The 25,979-nt window shown below is 70.8% G+C and carries 25 protein-coding genes; 17 read left to right on the top strand and 8 right to left on the bottom strand.

Annotated elements, in window-relative coordinates; translation table 11 throughout:
- Positions 1–37 precede the first annotated feature (37 nt).
- Together ACX80F_RS08440 and ACX80F_RS08435 are read left to right on the top strand one after the other, a co-directional pair.
- Complete coding sequence (locus ACX80F_RS08440) at positions 38–1,081, top strand: alcohol dehydrogenase catalytic domain-containing protein (protein WP_459335941.1); 1,044 nt, start codon at positions 38–40, stop codon at positions 1,079–1,081.
- A 23-nt stretch (positions 1,082–1,104) separates the two neighbouring features.
- On the top strand, positions 1,105–2,115 hold the full coding sequence (locus ACX80F_RS08435; RefSeq protein WP_459335940.1) for an acyl-CoA thioesterase: 1,011 nt from the start codon (positions 1,105–1,107) through the stop codon (positions 2,113–2,115).
- On the opposite strand, the gene ACX80F_RS08430 is transcribed toward ACX80F_RS08435, so the two are convergent.
- Positions 2,112–2,426 (bottom strand): MmcQ/YjbR family DNA-binding protein, encoded by a 315-nt coding sequence (locus ACX80F_RS08430; protein ID WP_459335939.1) that lies wholly within the window; start codon positions 2,424–2,426, stop codon positions 2,112–2,114. The genes ACX80F_RS08435 and ACX80F_RS08430 overlap by 4 nt on opposite strands.
- A 202-nt stretch (positions 2,427–2,628) precedes the next feature.
- Here ACX80F_RS08430 and ACX80F_RS08425 point away from each other — a divergent pair, with 202 nt between their 5' ends.
- From ACX80F_RS08425 to ACX80F_RS08400, 6 genes are all read left to right on the top strand, one after another.
- Positions 2,629–3,420, top strand: a complete 792-nt coding sequence (locus ACX80F_RS08425) for a hypothetical protein (RefSeq protein ID WP_459335938.1) — start codon at positions 2,629–2,631, stop codon at positions 3,418–3,420.
- Positions 3,421–3,508: 88 nt separating this feature from the next.
- Positions 3,509–4,147 carry a nucleoside/nucleotide kinase family protein gene (locus ACX80F_RS08420; RefSeq protein WP_459335937.1) on the top strand — a complete coding sequence of 213 codons (639 nt, stop codon included), beginning with the start codon at positions 3,509–3,511 and terminating at the stop codon, positions 4,145–4,147.
- 99 nt (positions 4,148–4,246) lie between these two features.
- A complete protein-coding gene (soxR, locus tag ACX80F_RS08415; RefSeq protein WP_459335936.1) occupies positions 4,247–4,699 on the top strand; it encodes a redox-sensitive transcriptional activator SoxR in 453 nt (150 codons plus the stop codon).
- 34 nt (positions 4,700–4,733) lie between these two features.
- Positions 4,734–5,255, top strand: a complete 522-nt coding sequence (locus tag ACX80F_RS08410) for a flavin reductase family protein (protein ID WP_459335935.1) — start codon at positions 4,734–4,736, stop codon at positions 5,253–5,255.
- A gap of 120 nt (positions 5,256–5,375) precedes the next feature.
- Positions 5,376–5,837 (top strand): GtrA family protein, encoded by a 462-nt coding sequence (locus tag ACX80F_RS08405; protein WP_459335934.1) that lies wholly within the window; start codon positions 5,376–5,378, stop codon positions 5,835–5,837.
- Between the two features lie 141 nt (positions 5,838–5,978).
- Positions 5,979–6,734: a hypothetical protein gene (locus tag ACX80F_RS08400; RefSeq protein WP_459335933.1), complete on the top strand. Its 756-nt coding sequence runs from the start codon at positions 5,979–5,981 to the stop codon at positions 6,732–6,734.
- Between the two features lie 223 nt (positions 6,735–6,957).
- On the opposite strand, the gene ACX80F_RS08395 is transcribed toward ACX80F_RS08400, so the two are convergent.
- The 4 genes from ACX80F_RS08395 to ACX80F_RS08380 form a co-directional block, all read right to left on the bottom strand.
- The gene (locus ACX80F_RS08395) at positions 6,958–8,739 is read right to left on the bottom strand and encodes an immune inhibitor A domain-containing protein (RefSeq protein WP_459336106.1); all 1,782 of its coding nucleotides are present in this window, start codon (positions 8,737–8,739) and stop codon (positions 6,958–6,960) included.
- A 366-nt stretch (positions 8,740–9,105) separates the two neighbouring features.
- A complete protein-coding gene (locus ACX80F_RS08390; RefSeq protein WP_459335932.1) occupies positions 9,106–10,236 on the bottom strand; it encodes an aminotransferase class V-fold PLP-dependent enzyme in 1,131 nt (376 codons plus the stop codon).
- 82 nt (positions 10,237–10,318) lie between these two features.
- Entirely contained in the window at positions 10,319–11,287 is a 969-nt protein-coding gene (locus ACX80F_RS08385) for a PRC and DUF2382 domain-containing protein (protein ID WP_459335931.1), read from the bottom strand.
- 107 nt (positions 11,288–11,394) lie between these two features.
- Positions 11,395–12,396, bottom strand: a complete 1,002-nt coding sequence (locus ACX80F_RS08380) for an MsnO8 family LLM class oxidoreductase (protein WP_459335930.1) — start codon at positions 12,394–12,396, stop codon at positions 11,395–11,397.
- A gap of 141 nt (positions 12,397–12,537) precedes the next feature.
- Here ACX80F_RS08380 and ACX80F_RS08375 point away from each other — a divergent pair, with 141 nt between their 5' ends.
- Complete coding sequence (locus ACX80F_RS08375) at positions 12,538–13,383, top strand: metal-dependent hydrolase (protein ID WP_459335929.1); 846 nt, start codon at positions 12,538–12,540, stop codon at positions 13,381–13,383.
- Positions 13,384–13,455: 72 nt separating this feature from the next.
- On the opposite strand, the gene ACX80F_RS08370 is transcribed toward ACX80F_RS08375, so the two are convergent.
- Positions 13,456–13,620, bottom strand: a complete 165-nt coding sequence (locus tag ACX80F_RS08370) for a hypothetical protein (protein WP_459335928.1) — start codon at positions 13,618–13,620, stop codon at positions 13,456–13,458.
- Between the two features lie 178 nt (positions 13,621–13,798).
- On the opposite strand from ACX80F_RS08370, the gene ACX80F_RS08365 reads away from it, so the two are divergent.
- From ACX80F_RS08365 to ACX80F_RS08355, 3 genes are all read left to right on the top strand, one after another.
- Complete coding sequence (locus tag ACX80F_RS08365; protein WP_459335927.1) at positions 13,799–15,262, top strand: protein adenylyltransferase SelO; 1,464 nt, start codon at positions 13,799–13,801, stop codon at positions 15,260–15,262.
- A 227-nt stretch (positions 15,263–15,489) separates the two neighbouring features.
- A complete protein-coding gene (locus ACX80F_RS08360) occupies positions 15,490–15,744 on the top strand; it encodes a hypothetical protein (RefSeq protein WP_459335926.1) in 255 nt (84 codons plus the stop codon).
- Between the two features lie 154 nt (positions 15,745–15,898).
- Positions 15,899–18,232, top strand: coding sequence for a coiled-coil domain-containing protein (locus tag ACX80F_RS08355; RefSeq protein ID WP_459335925.1), 2,334 nt, complete (start codon positions 15,899–15,901; stop codon positions 18,230–18,232).
- A gap of 87 nt (positions 18,233–18,319) precedes the next feature.
- Here ACX80F_RS08355 and ACX80F_RS08350 read toward each other — a convergent pair whose 3' ends face one another.
- Entirely contained in the window at positions 18,320–20,665 is a 2,346-nt protein-coding gene (locus ACX80F_RS08350) for a glycosyltransferase family 2 protein (protein ID WP_459336105.1), read from the bottom strand.
- A 349-nt stretch (positions 20,666–21,014) separates the two neighbouring features.
- Here ACX80F_RS08350 and ACX80F_RS08345 point away from each other — a divergent pair, with 349 nt between their 5' ends.
- Together ACX80F_RS08345 and ACX80F_RS08340 are read left to right on the top strand one after the other, a co-directional pair.
- The gene (locus tag ACX80F_RS08345; RefSeq protein WP_459335924.1) at positions 21,015–22,505 is read left to right on the top strand and encodes a chitinase; all 1,491 of its coding nucleotides are present in this window, start codon (positions 21,015–21,017) and stop codon (positions 22,503–22,505) included.
- 56 nt (positions 22,506–22,561) lie between these two features.
- Positions 22,562–23,026, top strand: coding sequence for a GyrI-like domain-containing protein (locus ACX80F_RS08340; protein WP_459335923.1), 465 nt, complete (start codon positions 22,562–22,564; stop codon positions 23,024–23,026).
- 26 nt (positions 23,027–23,052) lie between these two features.
- On the opposite strand, the gene ACX80F_RS08335 is transcribed toward ACX80F_RS08340, so the two are convergent.
- Positions 23,053–23,856, bottom strand: a complete 804-nt coding sequence (locus tag ACX80F_RS08335) for a CPBP family intramembrane glutamic endopeptidase (RefSeq protein WP_459335922.1) — start codon at positions 23,854–23,856, stop codon at positions 23,053–23,055.
- Positions 23,857–24,111: 255 nt separating this feature from the next.
- On the opposite strand from ACX80F_RS08335, the gene ACX80F_RS08330 reads away from it, so the two are divergent.
- Genes ACX80F_RS08330 through ACX80F_RS08320 form a run of 3 tightly spaced genes read left to right on the top strand, consistent with a single transcriptional unit; the run spans position 24,112 to position 25,731 of the window.
- Positions 24,112–24,336 (top strand): hypothetical protein, encoded by a 225-nt coding sequence (locus ACX80F_RS08330; RefSeq protein ID WP_459335921.1) that lies wholly within the window; start codon positions 24,112–24,114, stop codon positions 24,334–24,336.
- A gap of 17 nt (positions 24,337–24,353) precedes the next feature.
- Complete coding sequence (locus tag ACX80F_RS08325; protein ID WP_459335920.1) at positions 24,354–25,511, top strand: glutamate--cysteine ligase; 1,158 nt, start codon at positions 24,354–24,356, stop codon at positions 25,509–25,511.
- 58 nt (positions 25,512–25,569) lie between these two features.
- Positions 25,570–25,731: a hypothetical protein gene (locus ACX80F_RS08320; RefSeq protein ID WP_459335919.1), complete on the top strand. Its 162-nt coding sequence runs from the start codon at positions 25,570–25,572 to the stop codon at positions 25,729–25,731.
- The last annotated feature ends 248 nt before the right edge of the window (positions 25,732–25,979 follow it).

Here is a 25,979-nt window from a genome sequence, read left to right as displayed (position 1 = left end):
AGCCACGGGCGGTGTCGCCGCAGGGCACAATAGTGCGATGCGTGCCGTCTGCTTCGATGAGTTCTCCGCCCGTCCCGTCCTCCGCGACGTCCCCGCCCCCCTCCCGTCGCCGCGCGGCGTCGTCGTCCGCGTCGAAGCCACCGGCCTGTGCCGCAGCGACGTGCACGGCTGGCTGGGGCACGACGACGGCATCAGCCTCCCGCACGTGCCGGGCCACGAACTGGTGGGCACCATCGAGGCCGTAGGCAGTGACGTCCGGCGCTTCTCGATCGGCGAGCGCGTCACCACGCCGTTCGTCTGCGCCTGCGGGCGCTGCCCCGAATGCGTGTCCGGGAACGGCCAGGTGTGCCGCAACCAGACGCAGCCGGGCTTCACCCACTGGGGCTCCTTCGCCGATCTGGTGGCCCTGCACGACGCCGACACGAACCTCATCACCGTTCCGGAATCCCTCGACGCCGGGGCCGCCGCCCTGCTCGGCTGCCGGTTCGCGACGTCGTACCGCGGGCTCGTGCACCAGGCGCGGCTGACCGCCGGCGAGACCCTCCTCGTGGTCGGTTGCGGCGGTGTGGGGCTGAGCGCCGTCATGATCGGCGTGGCGCTGGGCGCGCGCGTCATCGGCGTCGACATCGACGAGGACGCCCTCGCGCGCGCCGCCCGCTTCGGCGCGCTGGACACCGTCCATTCGGCGGGCCTTTCCCGGGCCGCCGTGCTCGACGCAGTACGGGAAGCCGCCCCGGACGGCGTCGACGTGTCCGTCGATGCGCTGGGCCGCGAGGAGACCGCCGCCGTCGGCATCCTGTCCCTGCGCCCCCGGGGCCGGCACGTGCAGATCGGCCTGTTCCCCGCGGACCCGGTGATCCCGATGAGCGCCGTGATCGGGAAGGAACTCGCAGTCCTCGGTAGCCACGGCATGCCCGCCCACGACTACGCGGGCCTGCTGGACCTCGTGGCCGCCCGCAGGCTGCGCCCGCAGGACCTCATCGAACGCAGGATCGCCCTCGACGCCGTGCCCGACGCCCTTCTCGCGATGGCCGGCGACACGTCCGCGGGCGGGGTGGCCGTCGTCGACCTCGGGCTGTGACGCGGGCCGGGTGATACTGGGGCATGGAATCCCTGCCCCGTCCCGCCGCTCCGCCGTCGAACTCCGTCACGCTCCGCTTCCTCGCGTCCCCCACCGACCTCGGGCACAGCGGTTCGGTGGACGCCGGCACCGTGCTCGAATGGGTGGACAAAGCCGCCTACGCCGCCGCCGTCGGTTGGGCGAAGACCTACTGCGTGACCGCCTACGTCGGGAACATCCACTTCGCGGACCCCGTGTCGGTCGGCGACCTCGTGGAGGTGGAGGCCACGATCGTCCATACGGGAACCTCCTCCATGCACATCCGCACGCGTGTCTCCTCCGGATCGGTGACCGGGGACGACGGCGGGAGGCGCAGCGAGTGCCTCGTCATCTTCGTGGCGGTGGGGCCGGACGGCAAGCCCGTCCCCGTGCCGCCCTTCGAACCCCGAACGGAGGACGAACGCCGGGAGAGCGACCATGCGGTCGCGCGCATCGGGGTCCGCAAGGAGATCGTCGAGGAGATGCGCCGTCAGGAATATACGGACGGCAGCACCGCTGAACGGACGGTCCTCCGGTTCCTCGCGGCGCCCACGGACGTCAACTGGGGAGGGAAGGTGCATGGCGGAACCGTGATGGACTGGATCGACGAGGCCGCCTACGTCTGCTCCACGCGGTACTGCGGACTGGACACCGTGGCCGTGTTCTCCGGCGGCGTCCGGTTCCTCAAGCCCCTGCATATCGGGGACGTCGTCGAGGTGGAGGCGCGCCTGGTCTATACGGGCAACAAGGGGATGCACATTGCCGTGCACGTCCGCTCCGGGAGCCCGAGGTCGCGTGAGATGCAGCTGACCACCACGTGCCTCACCGTCATGGTGGCGCGCGACGAGGAGGGGACAGCCGTCCCCGTGCCGGCGTGGGTGCCCAGGTCGGAGGAGGATCGGCGGCTCCACGAACACGCCCGGAACCTCCTGCTGATCCGCAGCCGCGCCCCGGGCAGCGTCCTGCCCACGCACCTGCAGCCGGAACGGGCGGGTCGCGGCGGGCACCCGCGCTAGCGTCGCCGCGCAGTCCGGCTGGCGATCCGGTAGGACTCGTCGATGAGTTCGGTCAACTCCTCGAGATCGATGCGGCCGAGCCGCACCAGCACCAGCGACTCGTACTGCTCGTGGTGCGGGTGGACGAAGAACGCGCCCGGCTGGGAGGCGAGCAGCGCGTCCCGTTCCTCCGTCTTGATCGTCAGGACGGTGTCGTCCCACATGCGGGCGAAGAGGCTCCGGGCGAACCACGCGGGCCGGCTCCAGCTCAGCCGCTCCGAGGCCCCGGGCAGGGCGAGGCAGACGGACCGCACATCGTCTTCGCTGACCATGGACCAACCTTGGCACCGGTGGCACCGCCGGTCCAGTGCTTCTGCCGGGGCGTTCCGCGGATCCTGCCACCCGCGTCCGTCACGTTTCACACACGGTTCGGTAATGATCCCGCTGTCCTGATAACGATTCGGGCGTGGTATGGACCCGGCGTCCGGACAGCAGCATCATGGAGCGACCCACCCGCGCTACGAAGGAGTACCCATGGGTCGTCCAGGCACCGCACTGCTGTCCTCCGGGGCTCTGTGCCTCGCTCTTCTTCTGTCCTCCTGCGCCCCTCCCGAGGCCGGCGCCGATCCAGCAACCCCCGACACCGGGGAGACGCAGGATGTCGTGTCGGCACCCGGAACCTCACCCGCCGAGACGCCGGCGCCCACGGGCCCGCCGTCCGAGATCCCGTCCGAGATCCCGTCCGAGACCCCGTCCGAAACCCCGCCCGACGACGGCGCAGACGGCGACGCCGGGTGGGCCACCTACACCACCCCGGACGGCGCCCTGTCCTTCGACCATCCTGCGGACTGGGCCGTGGTCGCGTCCACCCCGACCCCGCCGCAGGGAGTGGCGGTCGCCGTCGAGGACGACGCCGGCCGGCGGCTCGCGTCCCTGCAGACCGACCTTGTCACAGGGGCCGTGTGTCCGGCGGAAGTGCCGTACGCGCTCCTGGACTCGGAGCCGCTGCCCGCCCTGGCCCAGGCCTCGGGCACCCCGACGTTCGTCTTCGAAGGCCGCACGGACCCCTCGATAACCGATCCGATGGCGGCATCGACCCTCGCCTACGGGATCACCTCCGCGCCCCTTCCAGAGGGGCCGACCGCCTGCCCGATCGCCCACTTCTTCACGTGGCCGCCCTCGGGGGCTGCATTCGGCGGCGTCTACGACCCGTACGAGATCTATCCCGGCAAGCCCATGCACATCGACACGCCGCAGGCCTACATGGAGACGGAGGAGTACCAGCGGATCCGGACGATGCTCACGTCCCTGCGCCCCGCCGGCTAGCTGCCCGGCCGGCGGAAGGCCCGTACGGCATGATGGACGCGGGGACGACGCCGGCCGGGCAGGCGACGCAGGAGGAGGATCCGCGGCGATGACGAGTGTCAGCAGCATCGAGGAGCTCAGCGCACTCCTGCCCGAACCCGTGCGCGGCCGGAGGACTCTGCTCGGAATCACAGGGCCGCCGGGTGCAGGGAAGTCCACGGTCGCCCAGGCCGTCCGAGGGCTCGACCCCGAGCGCCATGCCCTGGTCCCCATGGACGGGTTCCACCTGGCGGACCAGGCCCTGGTGGCCCTCGGCCTGCTGGACCGCAAGGGAGCGCCGGAGACCTTCGATGCCCACGGGTATGCCGCGCTGCTGGCACGTCTGGCGGACGATCCCAACCACACCGTCTACGCGCCGGCGTTCGAGCGCGGGCTCGAGCAGCCCCTCGCCAATGCCCTGCCGGTGGCGCCGTCGTCGTCGATGCTCATCACCGAGGGCAACTACCTGCTCCTCGACGCGTCGGGGTGGCGGGAGGCCCGGACCCACCTGGACGAGGTGTGGTTCGTCGACGTCGAGGCGGGGCTGCGCCGCCGGCGCCTCGTTGCGCGGCACATCCGGTTCGGGAAGACACCGGCAGCGGCCGAGGACTGGGTCCGCCGGGTGGACGAACCCAACGCCGCCCGCGTGGCCGCCACCCGGGACAGGGCGGACCGCGTCCTCGACCTGTCCGGGTGGCACCTCGGCTGACCGACCGGCGCCCCCGTCAGGTACCGGTCCCGCGCCGGGCGGGGCCGGTGGCCTCGCCGCTACGCTGGCACCCGGTACCGCAGCAGGAAGGAGGCCTCCGTGACCCGCGACCAGGACCTGTCCGTCGGCCAGCTCGCCGCGCGCAGCGGCATGAGCGTCTCAGCGCTGCACTTCTACGAACGCCGTGGCCTGATCACCAGCCGCCGCACGGCCGGCAACCAGCGCCGGTACGACCGCTCGGTCCTCCGCCGGGTCGCCGTCATCGGTGCAACCCAGCGCGCGGGCATCCCGCTCGCCACCGTGGCGCGGGCCTTCGCCGAACTGCCGTCCGACGGCGTCCCGGACCAGGCGGACTGGCAGCGGCTCTCCGCAGCGTGGCAGCAGGAGATCGACAAGCGCATCGCCCAGCTCGAGCACCTGCGGGACCGCCTCGACGGCTGCATCGGGTGCGGTTGCCTGTCCCTGGCCGCGTGCGGCTTCGTGAACCCCGACGACGCCGCCGCGTCCAGGGGTGTTCCATCCACCCTCCTGGACCCCGATCCCCCGATTTGACCTCAACCTCTGTTGAGGTTCTAGCGTTGACGCCATGACCACTCCCACCGGCCCCGCGATCGCCACGGCCGAGCTCTTCAAGGACGCGTTCCGCACCCACCCGGCCGGCATCGCCGTCATCACCGCCCAGGGAGTGGACGGGCCGGTCGGGCTGACGGCGTCCTCCGTGTCCTCCGTCTCCGCCGAGCCGCCGGTGCTCGCCTTCTCGGTCTCGACGGCGTCGTCGTCGGCGGCGGCCCTCATCGAGGCGGACACCCTGGTGGTCCATCTGCTCGGCGCCGACCAGGTGGGCATCGCGCAGCTCTTCGCGACGCGTGGCGCCGACCGCTTCGGCCCGGCGGTGGACTGGCGACCGCTGCCAACGGGCGAACCCCTTTTGGTGGAGGCGCCCTGGGCACTGCGGTGTCGCGTCCGGCACAGGCTTCCCGTCGGCGGGTCGATGATCCTTGCCGCGGAGGTCGTGGCGATCGAGCAGGGCGACGACGGTGCGGGTGAAGCGCCGCTGGTCTACCACAACCGCTCCTACCACCGGCTGGGCGGCCACTCACTGCTGTAGTGAGGTGGTGTCCGGCTGGGCCGGTCGGCGCGTCCGGCGCGCGGCAGCCCCGGCGAGCCCCTCAGGGGCCCTCCGATCGGGAGCCTAGACTGGACCGTCATCGACTGAGGGGACCGATTCGTGCGCGCTGCCTGGAGACGGCTGGGATCGTTCACCGCCGTCGGGGCCGTGGCGTTCGTCGTCGACATCTCGGTGTTCAACATCCTCTCCTCGGGGCTGGGCGTGGGCCCCATCTCGTCGAAGGTGTGCTCCGTCGCCCTGGCGACCGGGGTGTCCTGGTGGGGCAGCAGGCGCTTCACGTTCCGGGACTTCGGGGGGAGGGCGAAGCGCCAGGAAGCACTGCTCTTCGGGCTGACCAATCTGCTGGGCCTCGGGATCGCAACGGCCTGCCTCTTCGTCTCGCACTACGTCCTGGGTTTCAGGAGCCCCCTCGCGGACAACGTCTCCGGGAACGTCGTCGGCGTACTCCTCGGCAATGTGTTCCGCTACCTCGCGTACCGCTTCGTGGTGTTCCAGCCTCCGCACGCCCGCGCCGCCGGCCGGGATGCACTGGTCCCGATCCCCGGAACCAGCAGGGAATGAGTCCGACGCCACCTGTCCAGCGGAAGATCGTGATGGGATGGTTGACGCCCGACGCGTAGCATGGATGACGTAGTCAGCTTGCACTGCTGATGGGCCGTCCCGCCTCCATGCACCACAGTCATTCGAGAGTTCCCCTCTGCCATGCGCGCCTCCACAACCCTTTCCACCCTGGTGATCAGCATCGGACTGCTGCTGTCCGGTCCCGCGGCCGCCGTCGCCTCCCCCGCTCCAGCACCCCAGCCGTCCGATCCGGTGCCCGCCCGATCCGCAACACCCTTCCCTGCCATGACCGGCACGACACCGGCCGTGCCACCCGTGCCACCCGTGGAACCCTCCCCGAGCGAGCCGACGACGCCGATCGACCCGCCGGCGGACACAGCACCGCCCGCCGAGGAAGGGCCCGACACGACGGTCCCGCCGCCTGCTGAGGCACCGACGGATCCCGTCGCCCCGCCGGCCGCTCCCACCCCGGCCGCTCCCACCCTGGACTCTCCGACGCCGGATGCACCGCCACCGTCCACCACCGGCGACGCGACGCCGGAGGCAACGGACCCCGCCGAGGAAGCGGAGAGCATCCCCGCCCCGGGCGGTGGGCAGCAGCCCGGCGCCGGCGAGGCCGTCGTCATCGACCAGCCGGCGCCACGAGCGCCGGCGCCCTCGGACACCGGTGCGGCGACTTCCGGGGCGCCGACCCCCGTCGAGGAGGTCCGGGTCGACAAGGTGGTCCCGGCCGAGGAGGTGGACCCGGCGGAGCAGGCCGAAGGCTTCCAGGCAGCACCTCCCGAAGGTACTTCGCTCCGATACACGGTCGCCGGGGTCCTGAGCATCGTCGCCCTGCTCCTCGCGCTCGCGATCGCCGTCGTCGCCCAACCGCGCCGGCCGCGCGGCACGCACTGATCCCACGGCACCACCCGCCCCTGCAGTGCCGACCGTGCGCGCCGTCGTTCCTGGCTGTGCAACCACGCACCGCGTTGCGAGTCAGGACACGCCGTCTGCCGGCCCCCTGCCGAATGAAACTCGGGAACGACGGCGCGGCTGACGCCTCCCCGCATCGTCGGGGCCACGCACAGCAGGAGCCGGGAGTGACCTCCCGGCTCCTGCTGTGCGTGGATCCTCGGAACTAGCGGACCTGAAGGGTCAGCATGCCCGTCGAGTTGGACTGGACGACCTCGATCGTCGTCCCGGTGCCGGCGACGACGACGGAGCCCTGCGGGTTCGTGGCGTCATAGTAGGCGTTCGGGTCCGTGTCGTCGAAGACGGCGACCCCGGGCTGCGACGGCGCGGTGAGCGTCGTGAGGCCCGCCGCCGTCTCGCGATTGAGGCTGAGCGCGTCGGTGGCCTGCTTGCCGAACGTGGCGTCGTAGCTCTGGATGCGGTTGCGGACCATCGAGCCGTCGGACCACGTCAGTGCCTTGGGGTGGGCGTCGACGGGCAGGGCGAGGCCTGCGCCCGGGTGCTGGCGCGTGTTGTTGTTCCTCTGGGCGGTGTTCCAGTAGGTGATGCTCATGCCGTCCTGGTAGGCGTAGTGCTCCACCGTGTCCGGCGCGGTGATGCCCCAGCCGAAGTTGTACGGGCCGGTGGCGAGCGTGGCGTCGTAGCCCGCGTAGACGCGGTTCTCGGCGATGTAGAAGCGGTTCTTGCCGGCCGCGTCCTTCGGCAGGTTCACGACGACGGCCTGCGGGGCCTTCGTGGCGTGGAAGGACGGGCCGATCTTGTGGGTGGATTTCTCACCGGCCGTGGCGACCTCGTAGTCGAGCCAGCCGAGCTGCAGCTTCTCCCAGGCGCCCATGTGGTTCGGGGTGGTGCCGATCGAACCGTCGCCGTGGCCGAGCCATGAGCCGGAGCTCATGAGCGACCAGAAGCCGGTGCTGTTCTCGCCGCCGCTGGTGTCGTACAGGTCGGGCAGGCCGAGGTCGTGGGCGTATTCGTGCGCGAACACACCCAGGCCACCGTTCTCGGGCTCGGTGGTGTAGTCGCGGATCCAGAGATCGGATCCGCCGATCTTTATGCCGCCGAAGGGGTTCGCGGACGGGCCCGTGGTGCCGCGGCCCGCCTGGCCCACGGCCCAGCGGTGGGACCAGATGGCCGACGACGGCGCCCCGGCCTCTTCGCCCTCGCCGGCGTGGATGGCCTGGAAGTGGTCGATGTAGCCGTCGGCCTCGTTGAAGTCGCCGTCCTTGTCGAAGTCGTAGCGGTCCCACTGGTCGAAGGTGGCGAGGTACGCGTCGATCTCGGCGGGCGTCTTCCCGGCCGTGATCTGCGAGTCGTACCAGGCGTCGGCGGTGTCCTGCACGAAGCGGGTCATGTCGGCCTGGCTCTCGGTCTCGCCGTAACTGGCCGAGTTGTAGGGGACGGTCACCCAGTCGCTGACGTCGCCGTCGACCGTGTAGCGGCCGCTGGACATCTCCCCGTAGAGGCCCTTGAGGGACTCACCCTCATCGCTGAAGAACATGTCGAGGTAGTGCTGGCGGTCGAAGGAGTCCGTCCAGTAGGTGGAGTTGTCCACGGCGCGGTCCGGTTGCTTGATCGCGCCGTGCGTGGGTCCGGCGGCCGACGCGGGGAAGCGCGGATCGATCTCGGTGCCGAAGTCGACGAGGAAGGACAGGATCTGGTCGCTGTCCTGCAGGCCGTACTGCGCCCACTGGCCGGGAGCCATCTTGACGGCCTTCGAGCCGTTCCGGTCCTCCACCTTCGCTTCTCCGGCGATGACCTTCCCGAGGGCCTGCTGGTTGAGATCACGGCGCGCATCGGCCGCGGGGTCCGAGCGGTCGTCGAGTCTCTCGGCAGAGCCGTCGGCACTGGGCGAGGACGTGAAGGACGACGGCGCGGCGGGTGCGCGGACGGGGGTGGCCTGCGCGCTCACGGGCGCGAGGACGACGGCGCCGGTCACGGCAAGCGCCATCGCGCACCGCAGCCCACGGGTACGAGTGATGGAATTCAAGGGTTCTCCTCTGTGAAATGTCCCAGCCGGTGTAGAACACCGACCCGGCGCCCTACGACGACGAACATGTTGCCTGAGTCACACGTTCTGGTCGGACCGTAGCATCGGGTTCGGACACTTCGGCCCTCGGGCGCTCCCGGTGGCCGATCTTCCTGCTGCACTCTGGTGCACCGGGGAGCGTGGTCGTATAGTGCCGCCCGCCCCTGCAGTGGCCGGCCGTGCGCGCCGTCGTTCCTGGCGTGTCCACCACGGACCGCGTGTCGGTCCGGACACGCCGTCTGCCTGCCCCCTGCCGAACGGAACACGGGGACGACGGCGCGGCCGACCTCACACGAACGGCGCCAGCACCCCGGCGGCCTCACCGAACACCGCGGAGCAGGTGGTCGCATGCACGGAGAAGCGGAGGCGATCCCCGTGCAGCGTCGCCGTGATGCCGGCGTCCGCCAGGGCAGCGTGGGCCTCGGCCGCGCGCCCGGGGATGCCTGCCACCACGATCCCCGCGGCATCCGACCGCTCCCGCGGCGAGAGGACCCGTACCCCGACGGCGTCGAGATGCCCGACGAGCGACTGGGCATGGTCCGCGACGACCCCCTCGATCATCAGCACACCCACCGTCTCGATGAGGGCCAGGGCTTCGGCGAACGCACCCGTCGCATAGGGCGAGAGGTTCGAGATGGAGAAGCGCTGGGCTCCGGGCAGCGGCGGGTGCTCCTCGCCGTCGTACCTCCCGGAATCGGTGACGCCCGTCCACCCGGTGAGCAGCGGCTCGATCCGCTCCATGCCCTGCGGCGACAACGCGAGGGCAGCCACACCCCAGCCGGCGCGGATCCATTTCTGCGCGCCGGCGATCAGGACATCCGCCCGGGTCCAGTCGAGGTCCGCGACACCGAACGCCTGGATACCGTCCACCACCAGCAACCGGTCGGGGCCGATCACCGCGCGGATCCCCGCCAGGTCCGCGCGGTAACCGGTGCGGAAGTCGACGGCGCTGACACTGACCGCGACGGTCTCCGGAGTCAGGGCACGGGCGACGACGTCGGGGGTCATGCGGGTGCCGGGGCCGCCGACGAGCTCGACGCGCGCCCGTCCCGCGGCGCTGGTGCGGAGCCAGGGGTAGGTGTTGGCGGGGAACTCGCCGGCGCTGACGAGCACCGAGCCGCCGGCCAGGCCGAACGCCACCTGGAACAGGCCGAGCGAGGTACTGCCGGTGAGCCCGACGTTCTCGACGGGGAAGCCGCTGAGCCTCGCGAAGGATTCCCGGGCGCGGCGGTCCTCCCCGTACAGGGTGCCATTGATCCCGGTTCGTCCATCGCCGGCGAGCTCCATGAGGTACTGCACCCGCTGCCGGACCGCGCGCGACGGCGGCCCGAAACTCGCGAAGTTCAGGAACCCGCGCGCCTCCGTGAAGGAAGCCTGATAGGACGCGATGGCGTCATCAGCCGGCGTGGGGACACTCATGCTCCTCCTCCGATCGTCGCGAGCTCGCTCCTGCGCCCTTCCCTGCACATTGTCGGACAGCCGTGCACGGGTTGCGCGCCCGTCAGCGTCGCTTGTTCTTGCCCTTCAGCAGCGGATTGGGACTGCTGGTGACGGTCCCGTCCGACCGCTCGTCGCCCGGTGCGGCCTGGCTGCGCCCTGCAGCCTTCCCGCGCAGGCGGCCACCGGACCGGCGGGGGCGAGCCCCTAGGTCGCCGGCGTCGGCGTCGGAACCGATCGACGCGTCGCCATCGACACTCGTGACGATGCGTTCCTTCCGCACCACTTCCCTCACCGTGGCCCTGCCCGCGACGGTGGTCCTGGCCAATCGGACCCGCTCGACGGGTACGGTCTCCGTGCCCAGGACCACGGCCCGCTCCTCGTGGCCGACCAGCTCGACCATCTCCTCACGGAAGAGCGACTCGTCCACCGGCGCGTTGCGCGCCGTGATGGGCTCCCGCTCGATCACCAGCTCCTCCTTCAGCAGCGGCACGGTCAGGCGGGCCTCCTCGGTGACCACATACTTCCGCAGCCGGACGCGGGCAGCCTCGTGCGTCTGGGTCCCGACGCGCAGCCGCTCCTCGGAGCGGACCATCCAGGGTGAGCCGTTGCCGCGCCGCTCACGCGTGACCCCGTCCTGTCCTGCCGGCTCCCCTTCCTCGGTTTCCTCGGTGACCCCTCCGCCGGCATCGCCTCCGGCCGTCGCCGCCGTCGTCTCGTCGAGGCCGTAGTGCGCGTACAGAACACCTTTGTCCTCGGGGCTGAGGTGCCCGTCACGCTCGATGGACGGCGCGCGCCGGATGAGGTCGCGAGGATACGCGACGACGAGCTGGTCGCCCTGCACCGTGGCGCCTGCGAGCGGAACGAAGGACTCCTTCGTTCCGAACAGGCCCGTGTGGACGGTCACCCAGGTCGGAGCGTCGGTGACGTCGTTCAGATATACCTCGCCGACCGACCCCACCCTGTCCCCCTCGTCCGTGACGACCGTGGTGCGGTGGCCGAGCAGGGGATCGAGATCGTGCATCGTGAGCATGGGGGTTCCTGTCGTCAGTGGTGCCGCGGGAAGCGGCGTGTTGACCACAGACTAGGGTCATTCGTCCCCGAATAACAAGCAGGCTTACTATCGGCGCGCAGCGGGCCTCAGTCGAGAACGCGTGCAGTGGGCAGACGGGGTCGGGCGAGCGCGGCCAGGAGCCCGTCCGAGACGGCCTGCGCCTGGAGGTCATGCGCACCACCGCTGATCATCAGCTCGTCCGCAGCCGTGCGGTCGTGGAGCGCGGCGAGCTGCTGCTCCACCTCGTCCGGCGTCCCGTACACAGCCGCGGCGAGCGACTCCCGCACGAGCCCCTCCTGACGATCCGTCAGCAGAGCCGTAGCGGCGCTCAGGGGCGGGAAGGACCCCGTCGTCCGGGAGATCGCGAGCGCGTTGGCCTCGGGAAGGAGCAGCTCCCGGGCCGCCGCCTTCGTGGCCGCCACGGCCACGTTCAGCGACACCGTGACGTGCGGCGCATCCCACCACCGGGACGGCCGGAAGGACTCCCGGTAGCGCTCGAGCACCGGATCGGCGTCCCGGACCAGGGCCGGTCCGCCGAGCACGACGCCGAGGCCGGCCCGCGCAGCGATGTCCACCCCGTGGCCCGTGGCCAGGACGAAGACGGGTGTCCGGCCGCCGTCCGCCGGACGCGCCGTGATCGGAGCGGTGCCACCGAGGAACGCGAGGAGATCGGCGAGGTCCTGCTCGAACCGGCCGGCGGCCTCCCGGTCGGCCCGGAGCGCGGTCCGGACGGCGGGCGTGAAACCGAGCGACCGCCCGACGCCCAGATCGAACCGGCCACCGGTGAGCGCATTCAGCGTCGCGGCCTGCTCCGCGACCACCAGGGGCGTGTGGTTCGGCAGCATGATGCCGCCGGTCCCGATGCGGATCGACGTCGTCGCCGAGGCCACCGCAGCTGCCAGGACGGCGGGCACGGACCCCGCGATACCGGGCACGCCGTGGTGTTCGGCGACCCAGAACCTCGTATAGCCGAGCCGTTCCGCCCGCTGCGCCCGGAGGATCACGTGATGCAGGGCGTCGGCGTCGGAGGAGCCGGTCCGGGACTGGGCGCGGTCGAGGACCGAGAGCGCGGGGAAGGGAAAGGGCATATGAAGGGAACCCGGGCCTCGTCGACACCATTCCGCCCGAGGAAGCGCGTCGAGGAATGGGGGTGGCGCGCGGCACGATGGACTCTCATCGCCGGCCGCCCCTGCAGCGCGGCGTGGTCTCGACCGGAAGGACTCCCCACCATGATGGGCGCCCACCATGCTGCCTGCGGCGCTGCCGCCTGGGTCGCCGCCACCACCCGGATCGAGGTGCCCGTGGGCCGGTGGCTGCCCGCCCTGCCCGAGTCGGTCACCCTGGGCCTGGGACTCCTGGACGTCAGTCCTGTCGGCGTGCTCACCGGCGCCCTGGTCACGGCGGGTGCGGCGCTCCTGCCCGACGCCGACCATCACAGTGCCACGATCGCGCATTCGCTACCGCCGCTGTCCAACCTGTTCTGTGCCGGCGTCGGCGCGATCTCGGGCGGCCACCGGCGCGGGACCCACTCCCTGCTCGGCGTCGCGGCGTTCGTCGCCGTTGCCTTCGTCGCCGGGCTGTGGACCACCGAGACCGCCGGTTTCGGGACGATCTACCCCGGTGCGGGACTGCTGACCATACTGCTGGTCTCCTTCGCGGCGAAAGCGCTCAAGATCATTCCGGACCGCATGCGGAAGTCGCCGTGGGCCGTGGGCCTGACCGCAGGTGCGTTCATCACAGCCTTCGCGCCCGAGGAGCAGTTCTGGTTCCCGCTCGCCGTGGGCATCGGCGTCGTGGTGCACATCCTCGGGGACATGCTGACCACCGGCGGCTGCAACCCCGTCTACCCGCTCCGGCTCAGGAGGCCGCGCAGCCTCGCGAAGATGCCGGTCGTCGCGCAGATGTGGCGCCCCAACGGCAACATCGCGGCGCCCGTCCTCGGCAACGCCGGATCCCTCCGCGAATGGTGCCTGCTCGTGCCCGTCTCGATCTATGCTTTCGGCGGGATCGGCTGGGCCGTCCTGAGGATCGACGACGGCGGCATGGTGGTCGCGCGCCTCGCCATCGGCGGATGATCAGCGGCCGGCGAGGCGCCTTTAACGACGCGGGGCCCTGATCCCGGAGGATCAGGTCCCCGCGTCCGGCTGCTAGCGGCGGTTCAGCAGGCCGCGGAGCAGGCCGCCGCCCTTGCCTGTCGACGCCGGCGTGCCGCGCCGGCCATTGACTCCGCCGGCCGACTTGCCGGTCGTGCCGGATGTCTTGTTGCCGAGGTAGCGGCCGGCAGCGTTCTTGAGCTTGTTGCTGATTCCCATGATGGTCTCCTTTGGTTGCACATCGGTACCCGAGAAAATCAGGTGGCTTACTAGTTTACGTCATCCGTCCCGTCATCTCCGAATGTCCGGGCGAACGACGGCCGACCCGAAAAGCCGGCGTCCTGCAACCCTCCCGCCGAGGGTCCGGCAGCGTGGCACTCCGGCGTACGGTGGAGGGATGAGCGTGCCGACGGATTCCAGGGTCACCTTCGACGGGCGCTTCGCGCGGGATCTCCCCGAGATGGCGGTCGCATGGCAGGCCGCGCCCACCCCGCACCCCGCCCTCCTCGTCCTCAACGAGCCGCTCGCCGCGGAGCTCGGGTTCGACCCGGCGTTCCTCCGGTCTCCCGAGGGACTGTCGCTGCTGGTCGGCACGGCCGCGCCGGACGGTGCGACGCCGGTGGCGCAGGCCTACGCGGGCCACCAGTTCGGCAGCTTCAACCCGGGACTCGGTGACGGCCGTGCGCTGCTCGTGGGCGAGGTCACCGCCGTCGACGGCCGCCTCCGCGACCTCCACCTCAAGGGATCCGGTCGCACGCCCTTCGCACGCGGCGGTGATGGTTTCGCCGCCGTCGGGCCCATGCTGCGTGAGTTCATCGTGAGCGAGGCCATGCAGGCACTGGGCATCCCGACCACGCGCTCGCTCGCCGTCGTCGCCACCGGCCGGGACGTGCGGCGCGAGACGATGCTGCCGGGTGCCGTCCTGGCGCGTGTGGCCGGCAGCCACCTGCGGGTCGGCAGCTTCCAGTACGCCGCCGCCACCGGCAACCAGGACCTCCTCGAACGGCTCGCGGATCACGCGATCAGCCGCCACTACCCCGCTGCCGCCGGGGCCGAAAAGCCCTACCTCGCCCTGTTCGAAGCGGTCGTGGCGGCGCAGGCCACGCTCGTGGCGCAGTGGATGCTCACCGGATTCGTCCACGGCGTCATGAACACCGACAACATGACCATCTCCGGCGAGACCATCGACTACGGGCCGTGCGCCTTCCTGGACGTCTTCGACTACGCCGCGGTGTACAGCTCCATCGACCGCGACGGCCGCTACGCGTACGCGAACCAGCCGCTCATCGCGGAATGGAACCTCGCGCGGCTCGCCGAGACCCTGCTCCCCCTCATCGCCGACGACCAGGAGCAGGCGGTCCCCCTCGCCGTCGCCGCACTCGAGGCGTTCCGCCCGCACTACAGCGCCGCCTGGCTGGCCGGGATGAAGGCCAAGCTGGGACTGCCCGACGACGTCGACGACGTGGTCGCGTCGGCACTGGCCAACGACGTCCTCACCCTGCTGCAGGACAACCACGTCGACTACACGTCCTTCTTCCGGGGCCTGGCCTCCGTGGTCCGTGGCGACGCGCGACCGGCGCGGGACAGGGTGCTCGACGTCGCCGCCTTCGACGCCTGGGCCGCCCGCTGGCTCGCCCACTCGCCCGACGCCGACGCGATGGACCACGTCAACCCCGTGTACATCCCGCGCAACCATCTCGTCGAGGAGGCCCTCGACGCCGCGACGGCCGGCGACCTCGAGCCGCTCGGCAGCCTGCTCGAGGTCATCACGAAACCGTTCGAGGAGCAGCCCGGCCGGGAGCGCTACGCCGCCGGAGCGCCGGACGACTTCGGGGCGTACACGACGTACTGCGGCACCTGAGGCCCGTTGATCGACCTCGAGGACATCCGGTCGACGCACGACGACGCCCCCGGGCAGATCCGGAGCCTCCTCACGGGCCGATCATCCGCCCCCCCCCCGGAGCACTGCTAGACCTGCCCGATCACATCACGTGCCACAATGCACGCCTTTTCGTTCCGCCGGGCAGACTTTCGCAGGATCGGTGCGCGGGCCCACGCTTGGACTCACTATCCAGCCAAGGAGGTCCCATGAACTCTCGCCATCTCGACCGGATCCAGGCCGCCGAACGCCGTTCCGCTGCGACCGGTGAGACGATCCTGGCCGACCCCCACACGACGACGGAACTGCAGGACGCCGTCGCGGAGGCCCTGATGGACGGCACACCCCTGATGACGGTGGCGGCCCTCGCCGACCTGTCCCCGTTGGCTGCGCTGGACGCCCTGGACGCACGGGAGCGCGCCGCTGCGCCCACCGCCCCTCCGGCGACACCTGCGGGCGCCTGACAACTACCGTCTTTTCTGTCGAGCCCGGTGGGTAGTTCTACGTGTGAGACCGAGTAGTCGTCCGGGTTCTTAGGTAGGTAGCACTGTTTCCTGTGCGAACTGTCCTCCGTACGTTGTGGGAGGCAACGATGCCGCCCAGCCCCCAGGAGTCCACGTGCGCACCAGCATCACCCGATCCGCCCTCACCCGCCGCCTCGCGAGCGCCGTCCTCCTCCCCGGGATCCTCGGAGGAGCCCTGGTCTTCGCTCCCCAGGCGTCCGCGCAGGCCGGGCCGACGGCGGGGGTGTGCAACGGCGTCGTGAACCAGCTGGCCCATCGCGGGACCGTGCAGGAGAACCTCCTGCGGGCCGCGGCCCGCAAGAACGCGGACCTCATCTCTGCGCTGCAGGCCGAACGGTCGGCACTCCAGACCACGGCCGGCACCCTCCAGGGGCAGGTCGACGACGCCACCGCGGCAATCGCTGCGCTCGAGGCCGAAAGCGCGCAGTTGGATACGGATCTGACGAGCGCGACGACCGACCTCGCCGCGCTCGTCGAGCAGCAGGCGAGCACCGCGAAAGCCATCGAGGCAGCCACCTCGAAGCTCGCCGGCCTCGAATCGCAGCACGCCGACGCCGTCGCAGCACTGACCCCGCTCCAGACGGAACTGACGGCCGCCCGGGCCACAGCGGAGGACCTGGGGACGCAGGCCCTCGCGGCGGCGGTCGAGGTCGAGACCCGGCAGGCCGCGCTGCGTGTCGCCACCGCTGAGCTCGCCGGCCTCGAGTCCGCGGCCACCCGGGCAGCGGCCGATGTCACGCTGCAGAATGACGCCATCGCAGGTGCGCAGGGCGAACTGGCAACCCTCACGGCGACGGCGCAGCAGGCAGCGACCGCCGTCGACGAGGCCCGGCAGGCCGTCACCGATGCCGAGGCCCGCCTCGAACAGGTCGTCACCGCCGGCAGCACGGCGCAGTCAGCCCTCGATGCCCAGCAGGCGGAGATCGAGGCTGCCACCTCGACGCTGACGACCCTGCAGGGCGACGCTGCGACAGCCGCGGACGCCGTCACGGCACAGCAGGGTGGCATCGCAGCCGCACAGGCGGACCTCCTCGCCCTCGAAGCCGCAGCAGCACAGGCCGCCGACGCCGTAATGGCACAGCAGGGTGGCATCGATGACGCCGAGGGCGAACTCGTAGCCCTCCGCGCAGACGCCGCCACGGCGGCCGCCGCCGTCACCGCCAACAGCACCCGCATCGCCACAGTCTCCGCCGAGATCGCGCAGCTGCAGAAGGACATCGCCGCCAGGAACAGCGAGATCACGGCCGCGCAGGGGGCCATCACTACCGCGGAGAGCGAGTTGACCACGCTGCAGAACCGGAAGGGGACCCTCGAGGGCGAGATCGTAGCGCTGACCAAGCAGATCGACGCGATCAAGGGCAACAGCTCAACCAAGCGGGAGCTCGAGGCCGAGCGCACAGCTAAGCAGGCGGAACTGGGCAATGTGAATAAGAGCATCACGGACAAGAACGCCCAGATCGCCGGACTGCAGGGCGATCTGACGACCCTGCAGGGCCAGGTGGACACCCTCAACGGGCAGTTGCTGGCGAAGCAGGCGGAGAGCAGCGCCCTGCAGCAGGAGGGAGCACCCCTGCAGACGGCCCTGACGACGGCGAACGCCGCCGTGGTCGCCAAGGACGCCGAGGTGAAGACGCTGCAGGGTCAGCTCCCCGCGCTGCAGTCGGCCCTCACCGAGGCCACGGCTGCGGTCGCCACCCAGCAGGACGACGTCACGACCCTCGAGGGCCAGCTGCCGGCCCTCACGGCCGCAGCTGCGGAAGCCCGCGAGGCCGTCGCCGCGCAGGAACAGGTCCTCGCCGACCTCGAAGCAGCACTTCCCGGGCTCACCGACGGGGTCGAAGCAGCCGAGGCGGCGATCGCCACCCAGAAGGACGTGCTCGACGGGCTGCGAACCGACCTGGCGGAGGCCGAGACCCGTCGCGACGCAGCGGCCGCGGCTGTCGTGGAGAAGACCGCCGATCTCGCCGGGCTGCAGGACCGTCTGCCCACGCTCCAGGCCGCGGCCGACTCCTCCGCGCGGGCCCTCGCGGACAAGCAGGCGGAGATCGGCGCTCTGAACGCCGAGATCGACCGGCTGGTCGCCGCGCTGGCCGGGCTGAACGCCCGCATCACCGCCACGGAGTCGGAGGTGCTCGCCTTCCAGAGCCGGGTGGCGCCGCTCCTCACGCAGCTCGACGGACTGAACGGCGAGATCAGTGCCACCGAGGCCCAGTTGAAGACCCTGCAGGGACAGCTGACCACGCTCGACCAGCAGGTCACGGACGCACAGGCGGTCCTCCGCGGTCTCGAGGCGCAGAAGAAGGCGAACAAGGACGCCATCGCCGCGCAACGGGCCACGGTCAGGACGCTTCAGGACAAGCTCGGCGTCGTCCAGGGCCAGATCAGGGCCATCGACGGCCAGATCCTGCTCGGGGGCTGCGTGGCCTGACCGCCACATCCCGCAGTGAGGGAGCTTTGGGACCGGTCGTCCCGGGGCTCCCTCACGTTCACGATGGGGCCGCGGCCCACATACGGCCTACCGCACCCCGGCCCGACGGCGGCGGTCGTTACCCGAGCGCAGGTCCCGGTTGAGGCGACGGTCACCGTGGTAGAGGATGGCTTCCCAGTCCGCCTCCTCCGGCGTCTTGTCGACGACCTTCGACTCCTCGACCTTCTTCACCCGGGGCGCCACGTACAGCCAGTTCAGCACCCCGAGCCCCATGTCCACGGCCGAGTTCTTGATGCCGATGTACGCGCGGATGGCGCCGGCCGCCAGCACGGCGTTCAGACCGGCGAACAGCGCGTTGCCCCAGTTCTGCTCCAGGACGTCCCGGGCCAGGGTCAACAGCGAGAAGGCCACGATCACATACGGGACGACGACGTACAGGCCGGGCGCCGCGGTGCGGTCCTTGACCTTCGGGGTGCGGACGAACGGGATCTTCTCCCCCGTGAAGGCCTGCTGGATGGACTTCAGCACCCCGGCGAGGTTGACCGGCAGCAGCACCAGGTTGAACCCGTAGATGCGGAAGATGTCCGAGAAGCGGTGCCCGCAGTCGCGGAGGTCGCTGCCCATGGCCAGGAAGTACGGTGCGGCGGCGAGGAACACGACGGGGCTCAGGAGCCTGCTGTCGTACGGGTAGGCGAGGAGGAACAGCAGCCCGAAGCTCGCCCACGCGATCGACGCCATGTAGTTGACGCGCAGCAGCACCTCCCGGAAGAGCACCTGCTCGCGGAGATGGCGGCGCTGTCGCAGCTGGTTCCACAGCTTCGGGAGGATCAGCAGCCCGCCGTTGGCCCACCGGCGCCGCTGCACCACGAGCGAGCCGAAGTCCGGCGGCGTGGCACTGTAGCTGAGGCGCTCGGGGTAGTTCACCAGCGTCCACCCGTGGCTGCCGAGGTCCACGCTGGACTCGGTGTCCTCGATGACGGTGCGGTCCTGGATATAGGTCTTGATCTCGAAGGCGCCCACGTTCTCGACCTCGACGATGTCCTCCACCGCGCGCTTGCGGATCACGGCGTTCGCCCCCACCCAGAACGTGGCCCCGTAGTAGGTCATGCCCTGGTGCAGGATGTGCTGGATGTCCGTCGACGCGCCGGCCACCCGCTCGATCCGCGTGGGTGCCCCCCGGAAGGAGGAGTACGGCGTCTGCGTGACGGCGATGCGCTCGTTGCCGGGGGATTCCAGCAGGTGGACGAGCCGCACGCAGTAGTCGCGCAGCAGCAGGGAATCGGCGTCGAGGGTCAGCAGGTAGGTGGAATCCGGGACGTCCAGGACGTCGTCGTCGTCCGCGCCCTCGCCCTCCGCCATCGGACGCAGCACCGTTCCGGTGGCGACGTGCTCCCTGCGCCAGCGGTGGCCCATCAGGGAGATGTACGCGTTGAGGTTCATGGCCTTGTTCGCCTCATGGGACAGCGAGGCGTAGGCCTTGCGCTCGAACGTCTCCAGCCGTGTGTTGAAGATCCGCACGAGGCGCACGTACAGCTCGCGGACGCGCTCAGGCTCCGGGCATTGCCCCTGCGCCAGTGCGGCGTTGAGAGCGTACCTGGTCAGGCGCAGCTCGCGGGCCAGCCCCATGATGACGAGATCCACGAAGAACTCGTCCACGTGGTCCTCCACGGTCTCGCTGTCGGCCATGCCCTCGAGCCACACAGCAGCGTCCTCGTAGGCCGCGATGAGCGGGGGCAGGTCACCGGCCGACGACGGCGCGTCCGCGCCACGGGCGGCCAGCGCGGCTTCGAACCCGGCCAGCGCGGCGCCTGCCCGCGTGGACGGCTCGAGCAGGGCGGACTCGATCTCGAACGTGAGAGCGCGCGTGGCGTCGAGACGCTGCCGGATCACCGGGTCGGTGGGGTGCGGCGGGTCGTCGAGGAGCAGGACCACACGGATGTTGGGGAACTCCTGCAGGGCGGCGGACCACAGGGTGGCCCGGACGACGGCCGGTTCCTCCGCGTAGGAAGGCACGAGGACGGTGATGCCCTCCTGGTGATCGGCGAAGTGGCGGTCCAGTTCCCCACGGGGTACGCGCCGGTGGTCGCGGAACCGGTACAGCGCACCCTGGCGCGCGAGCAGGTACATGAGCGCGGAGAAGGTCAGGAACGTGACGACGATCAGGTACGACACCGCCTCGACCTGGAACCGGAAACCCGCGTCGGGGTTGTTGGCGAACTGCCGCAGGATCGTCGTGACGATGTAGGTCAGCCACGCCAGCACCGTGACCACGATGCCGAGGCGACCCAGGGCGATCTTCCGTGAGGACGGCGTGGGGTGCACGATGGACAGCGGCTCGGAGCGCCGCTCCGCGCCCCACTGCCGGCGACGCGCGGGGGCGGCCGGGGGCGCCGCGGCGAGGGTTGCTGTGCCCGACGACGGGGCCGCACTCATGCCCGCGGTCCCGTCCGGAACGGCGGCGCTGCCGACTCGAGGTGCTGGTGACTCGGTGGCATCGCTGGATCTGGACATGGCTACCTCGGCAGTTGGCGGGAGGGTGGATGCATGACGTCACCCCGCGACATGGAGCGTCACTCTCCACCATCGGCCGGACCATGGTGAGCGTTAGGCAAAACAATGACGGGAGCCGGAATTTCCCATACGCTTCAAGCGTCTCGCGCATCTGGGTGCGCACTCCCGCCTCCTGTCGAGGCCTTCATCTGGGGTTCCTGTGTCTGCACGTTTTCCTGGCCGGAGACTGTCTCTCCTCCGCCTGCTTCTTCTGTCCGTCGTCGTCGGAGCCGTGGCCGTGGGCAGCCTCACCGGCTGGAACCGCTGGGAGGATGCGAGGGCCGCCGACGGCACCGGTGCCTTCTTCGCCGGCTACGTCGACGTCACGGCGACCCCCTCCTACGCGTTCGAGGACCCCGCCGCGGAGAACGGCGACAGCGTGGTGCTGTCCTTCGTCGTCGCGTCGACGGAGGATCCGTGCACCCCGTCGTGGGGCACCTACTACGGCCTGGACGAGGCGGAGACGGCCCTCGACCTCGACCGTCGCGTGGCCCGGCTGTCACAGGACGGCGGTGAGGTCATCGTGTCCTTCGGCGGGCTCCTGAACGACGAGCTCGCGACCGCCTGCACGGATCCCGGAGACCTGGTGGACGCGTACGCCGACGTCATCGACCGCTACGAGCTGGCGACCATCGACCTGGACATCGAGGGCGAGAACCTCAAGGACGTCGCCGCCGGCGAGCGCCGCGCGGAGGCCATGGCCACGCTCCAGGCCGAACGGGCCCGCACGGACTCACCGCTCAACGTATGGCTGACCCTGCCGGTCGCCCCGACCGGCCTGACCGCGGACGGCACTGCCGCCGTCGCGCAGTTCCTGGAGGCCGGCGTCGATCTGGCCGGCATCAACGTCATGACCATGGACTACGGCGGAAGCCGGCCCGAGGGCACCAGCATGCTCGCCGCTTCGCAGAACGCCGCGGACGCCACACATCGGCAGGTGCAGGTGCTCTACGAACGAGCGGGCATCGAGATCGGGCCGAAGGCCGCGTGGCGGAAGATCGGGCTGACACCGATGATCGGGCAGAACGACGTCAAGGGCGAGATCTTCACGCTCGACGACGCCAAGGCGTTCAATGCGTTCGCCGCCGAACGCGGCGTGGGACGCATGTCCCTCTGGTCCCTGAACCGCGACGCCACGTGCAGCGAGAACTATGCCGACACCACGGTGGTCTCGGACTCCTGCAGTGGGATCGACCAACAGGGCCAGCGCTTCGCGCCGATTCTCGGGGCGGACTTCGAGGGCCGCGCCGCCACGCTCGCCGACGAGCCCGTGGCCGAGGAGACCCCGGCGGAACTCGTCGAGGACGACCCCGAGACGAGCCCGTACCCCATCTGGTCAGACGTCGGTACGTACCGCGAGGACGACCGCGTGGTGTGGCAGGGCAACGTGTACGTGGCGAAGTACTGGACGCAGGGCGACCTCCCGAACAACCCCGTGCTGCAGGCCGAGGAGACCCCGTGGACCCTGCTCGGCCCGGTGCTGCCCGACGAGCGGCCCGTCCCGGCGATCACCGCCCCGGCCGACCTCTACCCCGGGTGGGACCCGAAGCAGGTGTACGAGCGCGGCGACCGCATCCTCGTCGAGGGCCGCGTGTACGAGGCGAAGTGGTGGAGCCAGGGCGACAGCCCCGAGGCCGCGGTCCAGGGCTCGGACGCCTCGCCCTGGCAGAAGCTCGACGACGCCACCCTCCTGAAGATCCTCGAGGAGCCGTCGGCATCCTGACCCTCCGGGGTCCTTCGGCACTGTGCGGACAGGACCTGCGCAACAAGGGTTGGTCCATGGCGACGATCCGGATCACGGAGCACGACGAGCAACTCACAGCAGGCGTCCGGGAGCGGGTGCCGATGACGGAGCTGACCGGTTTCTTCTCCCGCGCCTTCGAGGACACGATGGCAGCACTGCGGGCGCAGGGCGTGCAGCCCGCCGGAGCCCCCTTCGGGAAGTACTACGGCCCGCCCGGTGCCGTCGTCGACGTCGAAGCAGGCTTCCCGGTCGCCTCGGCCATCGCACCGGCCGGGAACGTGGTGCCGGGGAGCCTGCCGGCCGGGCGTCTGGCGGAAGCGACCCACATCGGGCCCTACGACACGATGACCGACACATACTCCGAACTGGAGCATTTCTTCACGGACACCGGACTGATCCCGGGTCCGGAGATGTGGGAGAGCTATCTCAGCGATCCGGAGGTGGAGCGGGACCCCGCGGCGTGGCGGACCCGGATCTGCTGGCCTGTGCACCAGGCCTGACACCGGCTGCAGCGCATCCCCCGGCCTCACGCCACCGATGGCGTCTGCCGGTCCGTCACGGCCACCGTGATGAGGCACACGAGACCGAGCACGGGGATGACGATCAGCAGGGCGAGGCCGGTCACCGACGACGCCGACGTCGGGTCCGCCGCGGGCAGGAAGAGGGAGATGTCCCACAGCCCATGCGCGAGCATCGCAGGACGCAGGGACCCGCTGATCCGCCGGAAGGCGTAGAGGATGGCCCCGGTCAGCGTGGCGAGGAGCACCTGGGTGAGGACCGCGGGGGCGGGCGACCCGGTGGCCAGACCGGTCAGGTGGAACACCCCGAAGACCGCCGACGTACCGACCGCGACCGTCGCCTCGGCGCGTCCGTCGGCCCTCAGCCCACGGAGGAGGATGCCGCGGAACAGGGTCTCCTCGGCGAATCCGACCAGGAACCCGACGACGAGGATCGGCATCAGGAGATCCACGGTCGGCCCGGACCAGCTCACGAAGACGAGGCGGAGGACGATGACGACGACGAGGGAACCCGCCGCGATCCGGAGCACACCCGAGACCCGCAGCCGTTCCCTGTCGTGGAAGATGTGGTCCCACCCGGACCACCACACGAAAACGACCAGGACCGCACTCCCCGCCGCCAGGGGCAGGACGGCGGTGCGCCAGATGGTCGCAGCGGAGTCGAACCACTCCGTGTGGGGGATGCCTGACGTCGCCGCCGCGATGGTGAAGACCGCCGCATATGCCACGACGACCAGCAACGCCCACCCCGTGGACGGCCTGACCCGGGGCGCGCGCTCGAGGGCAGCGGATGATGTGTCGAACTGAGGCATGATCGACGCTCCCTGACGGGCCTGGTGCAGTGGCGTTACAGGGCAAGGTATGTCTGCTTCAACCGGCTCACGTCCTCCTCGTCGGGTGATCCGGCCGGAGGCAGCCTCCCTGCAAGCTCTGCATCCCGGTGTAACGGGTTCTTTGGGGGGCGAACAACACCTTTTCCGGGTGAAGACAGGAACGGGCATGACGACCGACAATGGGCGGGAGCACCGGCACGGCCGGATCACCGCACACACCGGGAGGAGCGCTCCATGTCGACGACGAAACCCGTCCTCACCGGACTGATCATGGGTGCTGCCCTGCTGGTCGAGGACAAGAGAGAGACCCTGAACGAGGCGGTCGCGGGGTCCCAGACGGCGGTCGACGAAGTCACTGACCGCGAAACCCTCGTCCAGGGCATCGCCACCCTGCAGGCGGAGGCCGCGAAGGTCGACATCACACGCGACGAGTACGTCGCCGACCTCGGGTGCGGCTGACCGGTGAAGGACGCACAGTGAATGCCGAGGGGGTGCGGACCTTCGGCGTGGAGGAGGAACTGCTCCTCGTCGACGGCGTCAGCGGGCTGCCGGTCGCGGCCTCCTACGCCCTGCTCCAGGAGCACGCGGATGCCGGGGAAGACGCCGGGGGGCCGGCGCTCGAGGCCGAATTGCAGCAGGAGATGATCGAGGTGGTCTCCTCCGCGCCCCGCACGCTGGCGCGGCTGGTGTCGGACGTCGTCGACGGCCGTGCCGTCGCCGACCGCGCGGCGCGTGCGGTCGGGGCGCGGGCCGCCGCCCTGGCCACCTCCCCCATGCCCGGGCGCCCGCACGTCCATCCCACGGAGCGGTTCGGCAGGATCATCGACCGCTACGGCATCCTCGCTCGGGACAACCTGACGTGTGGAATGCACGTCCACGTCTTCGTGACATCCCCGCGGGAAGGCGTGGGCGTGCTCGACCGCATCCGCAACTGGTTGCCGGTGCTCGTGGCGCTGAGCGCGAACTCCCCCTTCATCGGCGGTCAGGACACCGGCTTCGCCAGTTACCGCTCGCAGGCCTGGCAGGGGTGGCCCTCGGCCGGGCCCTCACCGGTGTACGGGTCGGCGGACGCCTACCGCGCCCGGGAAGAGGAACTGATGGCCACCGGGGTCCTGCTGGACCGCAAGATGCTCTACTTCGACGCCCGGCTGTCCCGGACGTATCCGACGGTGGAGATCCGCGTGGCCGACGTCTGCCTGTTCGCCGAGGATGCCGGGGTGATCGCGGCGCTCGCCCGGGGCCTCGTGGAGACCGCGGCCAGGGAGTGGCGGGCCGGACTGCCACCGGCGGCGATCTCCGCTCCCGCCCTTCGCCTCGCCGGCTGGCAGGCGCGACTGTCCGGCCTGGGCGGGGACCTGGTGCATCCGCTGACGGGACGCCCCGCCCCGGCCTCGGATGTGGTGGCGGCACTGCTGAACCACGTGTTCCCGGCCCTGACCGACGCCGGGGACTCCGGCGCCGTAGGGGACGGGCTCGTCCGGCTGCTCGACCGGGGCACCGGGGCCGACCGGCAACGCGACGTCTTCCATCGCACCGGCCGGCTGGCGGACGTGGTCGCCGATGCCGTGGAGGTCACCCATTCCTTCGACCGGAGCGGCACCACGGCCGGCGCCGTCGACCCCGGGGGTAAGTGACCCGGCAGGCGATCGTCCGGGCCCCGGACGCCGGACACCCAGCAGCGAGGAGGCTCGGATGAACGAGATGCCCATCGTTCTCATCACAGCGGCCCTCTTCGGGTGGGCGTTGGTGCCAGCACCCCTGCAGCGTGCTGGCGCACGGGCTGAGCGCCTCGCCGCTGGCTGCGCGGTACGGGCGGATGTCGGCGGCATAGACGCTCCGGCGTCCCGGCGGTAGGCCTCAAGGCACATAATCCACAGGGAAGCGCCCGGTGGACGTGGAGTCCACCGGACGCTTGCCTCTGCAGTTATCGCCGTACGGGCATCGCACGGCCGATGCACCGCGCGGATACGCCCCCAATCGATCAGGGCCTGCCGGCCGCCCGGTAGAGAAATGCGGCCATCTGATCCCGGGTGGTCGCCTGCAAGGGCCGGAAGGTCCGGGTCCCATTCGCCTCAGCCCACCCGGTACTGATCCCCTGAGCC

The sequence above is a fragment of the Arthrobacter sp. TMS2-4 genome, from assembly GCF_054511075.1.
This window is presented reverse-complemented; position numbering and strand designations above follow the sequence as displayed.

Coding starts and splice junctions, on each gene's coding strand:
- ACX80F_RS08440 (WP_459335941.1), top strand. CDS start 38: ATGCGTGCCGTCTGCTTCGATGAGTTCTCCGCCCGTCCCGTCCTCCGC.
- ACX80F_RS08435 (WP_459335940.1), top strand. CDS start 1,105: ATGGAATCCCTGCCCCGTCCCGCCGCTCCGCCGTCGAACTCCGTCACG.
- ACX80F_RS08430 (WP_459335939.1), bottom strand. CDS start 2,426: ATGGTCAGCGAAGACGATGTGCGGTCCGTCTGCCTCGCCCTGCCCGGG.
- ACX80F_RS08425 (WP_459335938.1), top strand. CDS start 2,629: ATGGGTCGTCCAGGCACCGCACTGCTGTCCTCCGGGGCTCTGTGCCTC.
- ACX80F_RS08420 (WP_459335937.1), top strand. CDS start 3,509: ATGACGAGTGTCAGCAGCATCGAGGAGCTCAGCGCACTCCTGCCCGAA.
- ACX80F_RS08410 (WP_459335935.1), top strand. CDS start 4,734: ATGACCACTCCCACCGGCCCCGCGATCGCCACGGCCGAGCTCTTCAAG.
- ACX80F_RS08400 (WP_459335933.1), top strand. CDS start 5,979: ATGCGCGCCTCCACAACCCTTTCCACCCTGGTGATCAGCATCGGACTG.
- ACX80F_RS08395 (WP_459336106.1), bottom strand. CDS start 8,739: ATGGCGCTTGCCGTGACCGGCGCCGTCGTCCTCGCGCCCGTGAGCGCG.
- ACX80F_RS08390 (WP_459335932.1), bottom strand. CDS start 10,236: ATGAGTGTCCCCACGCCGGCTGATGACGCCATCGCGTCCTATCAGGCT.
- ACX80F_RS08385 (WP_459335931.1), bottom strand. CDS start 11,287: ATGCTCACGATGCACGATCTCGATCCCCTGCTCGGCCACCGCACCACG.
- ACX80F_RS08380 (WP_459335930.1), bottom strand. CDS start 12,396: ATGCCCTTTCCCTTCCCCGCGCTCTCGGTCCTCGACCGCGCCCAGTCC.
- ACX80F_RS08375 (WP_459335929.1), top strand. CDS start 12,538: ATGATGGGCGCCCACCATGCTGCCTGCGGCGCTGCCGCCTGGGTCGCC.
- ACX80F_RS08370 (WP_459335928.1), bottom strand. CDS start 13,620: ATGGGAATCAGCAACAAGCTCAAGAACGCTGCCGGCCGCTACCTCGGC.
- ACX80F_RS08365 (WP_459335927.1), top strand. CDS start 13,799: ATGAGCGTGCCGACGGATTCCAGGGTCACCTTCGACGGGCGCTTCGCG.
- ACX80F_RS08360 (WP_459335926.1), top strand. CDS start 15,490: ATGAACTCTCGCCATCTCGACCGGATCCAGGCCGCCGAACGCCGTTCC.
- ACX80F_RS08350 (WP_459336105.1), bottom strand. CDS start 20,665: ATGAGTGCGGCCCCGTCGTCGGGCACAGCAACCCTCGCCGCGGCGCCC.
- ACX80F_RS08340 (WP_459335923.1), top strand. CDS start 22,562: ATGGCGACGATCCGGATCACGGAGCACGACGAGCAACTCACAGCAGGC.
- ACX80F_RS08335 (WP_459335922.1), bottom strand. CDS start 23,856: ATGCCTCAGTTCGACACATCATCCGCTGCCCTCGAGCGCGCGCCCCGG.
- ACX80F_RS08330 (WP_459335921.1), top strand. CDS start 24,112: ATGTCGACGACGAAACCCGTCCTCACCGGACTGATCATGGGTGCTGCC.
- ACX80F_RS08320 (WP_459335919.1), top strand. CDS start 25,570: ATGAACGAGATGCCCATCGTTCTCATCACAGCGGCCCTCTTCGGGTGG.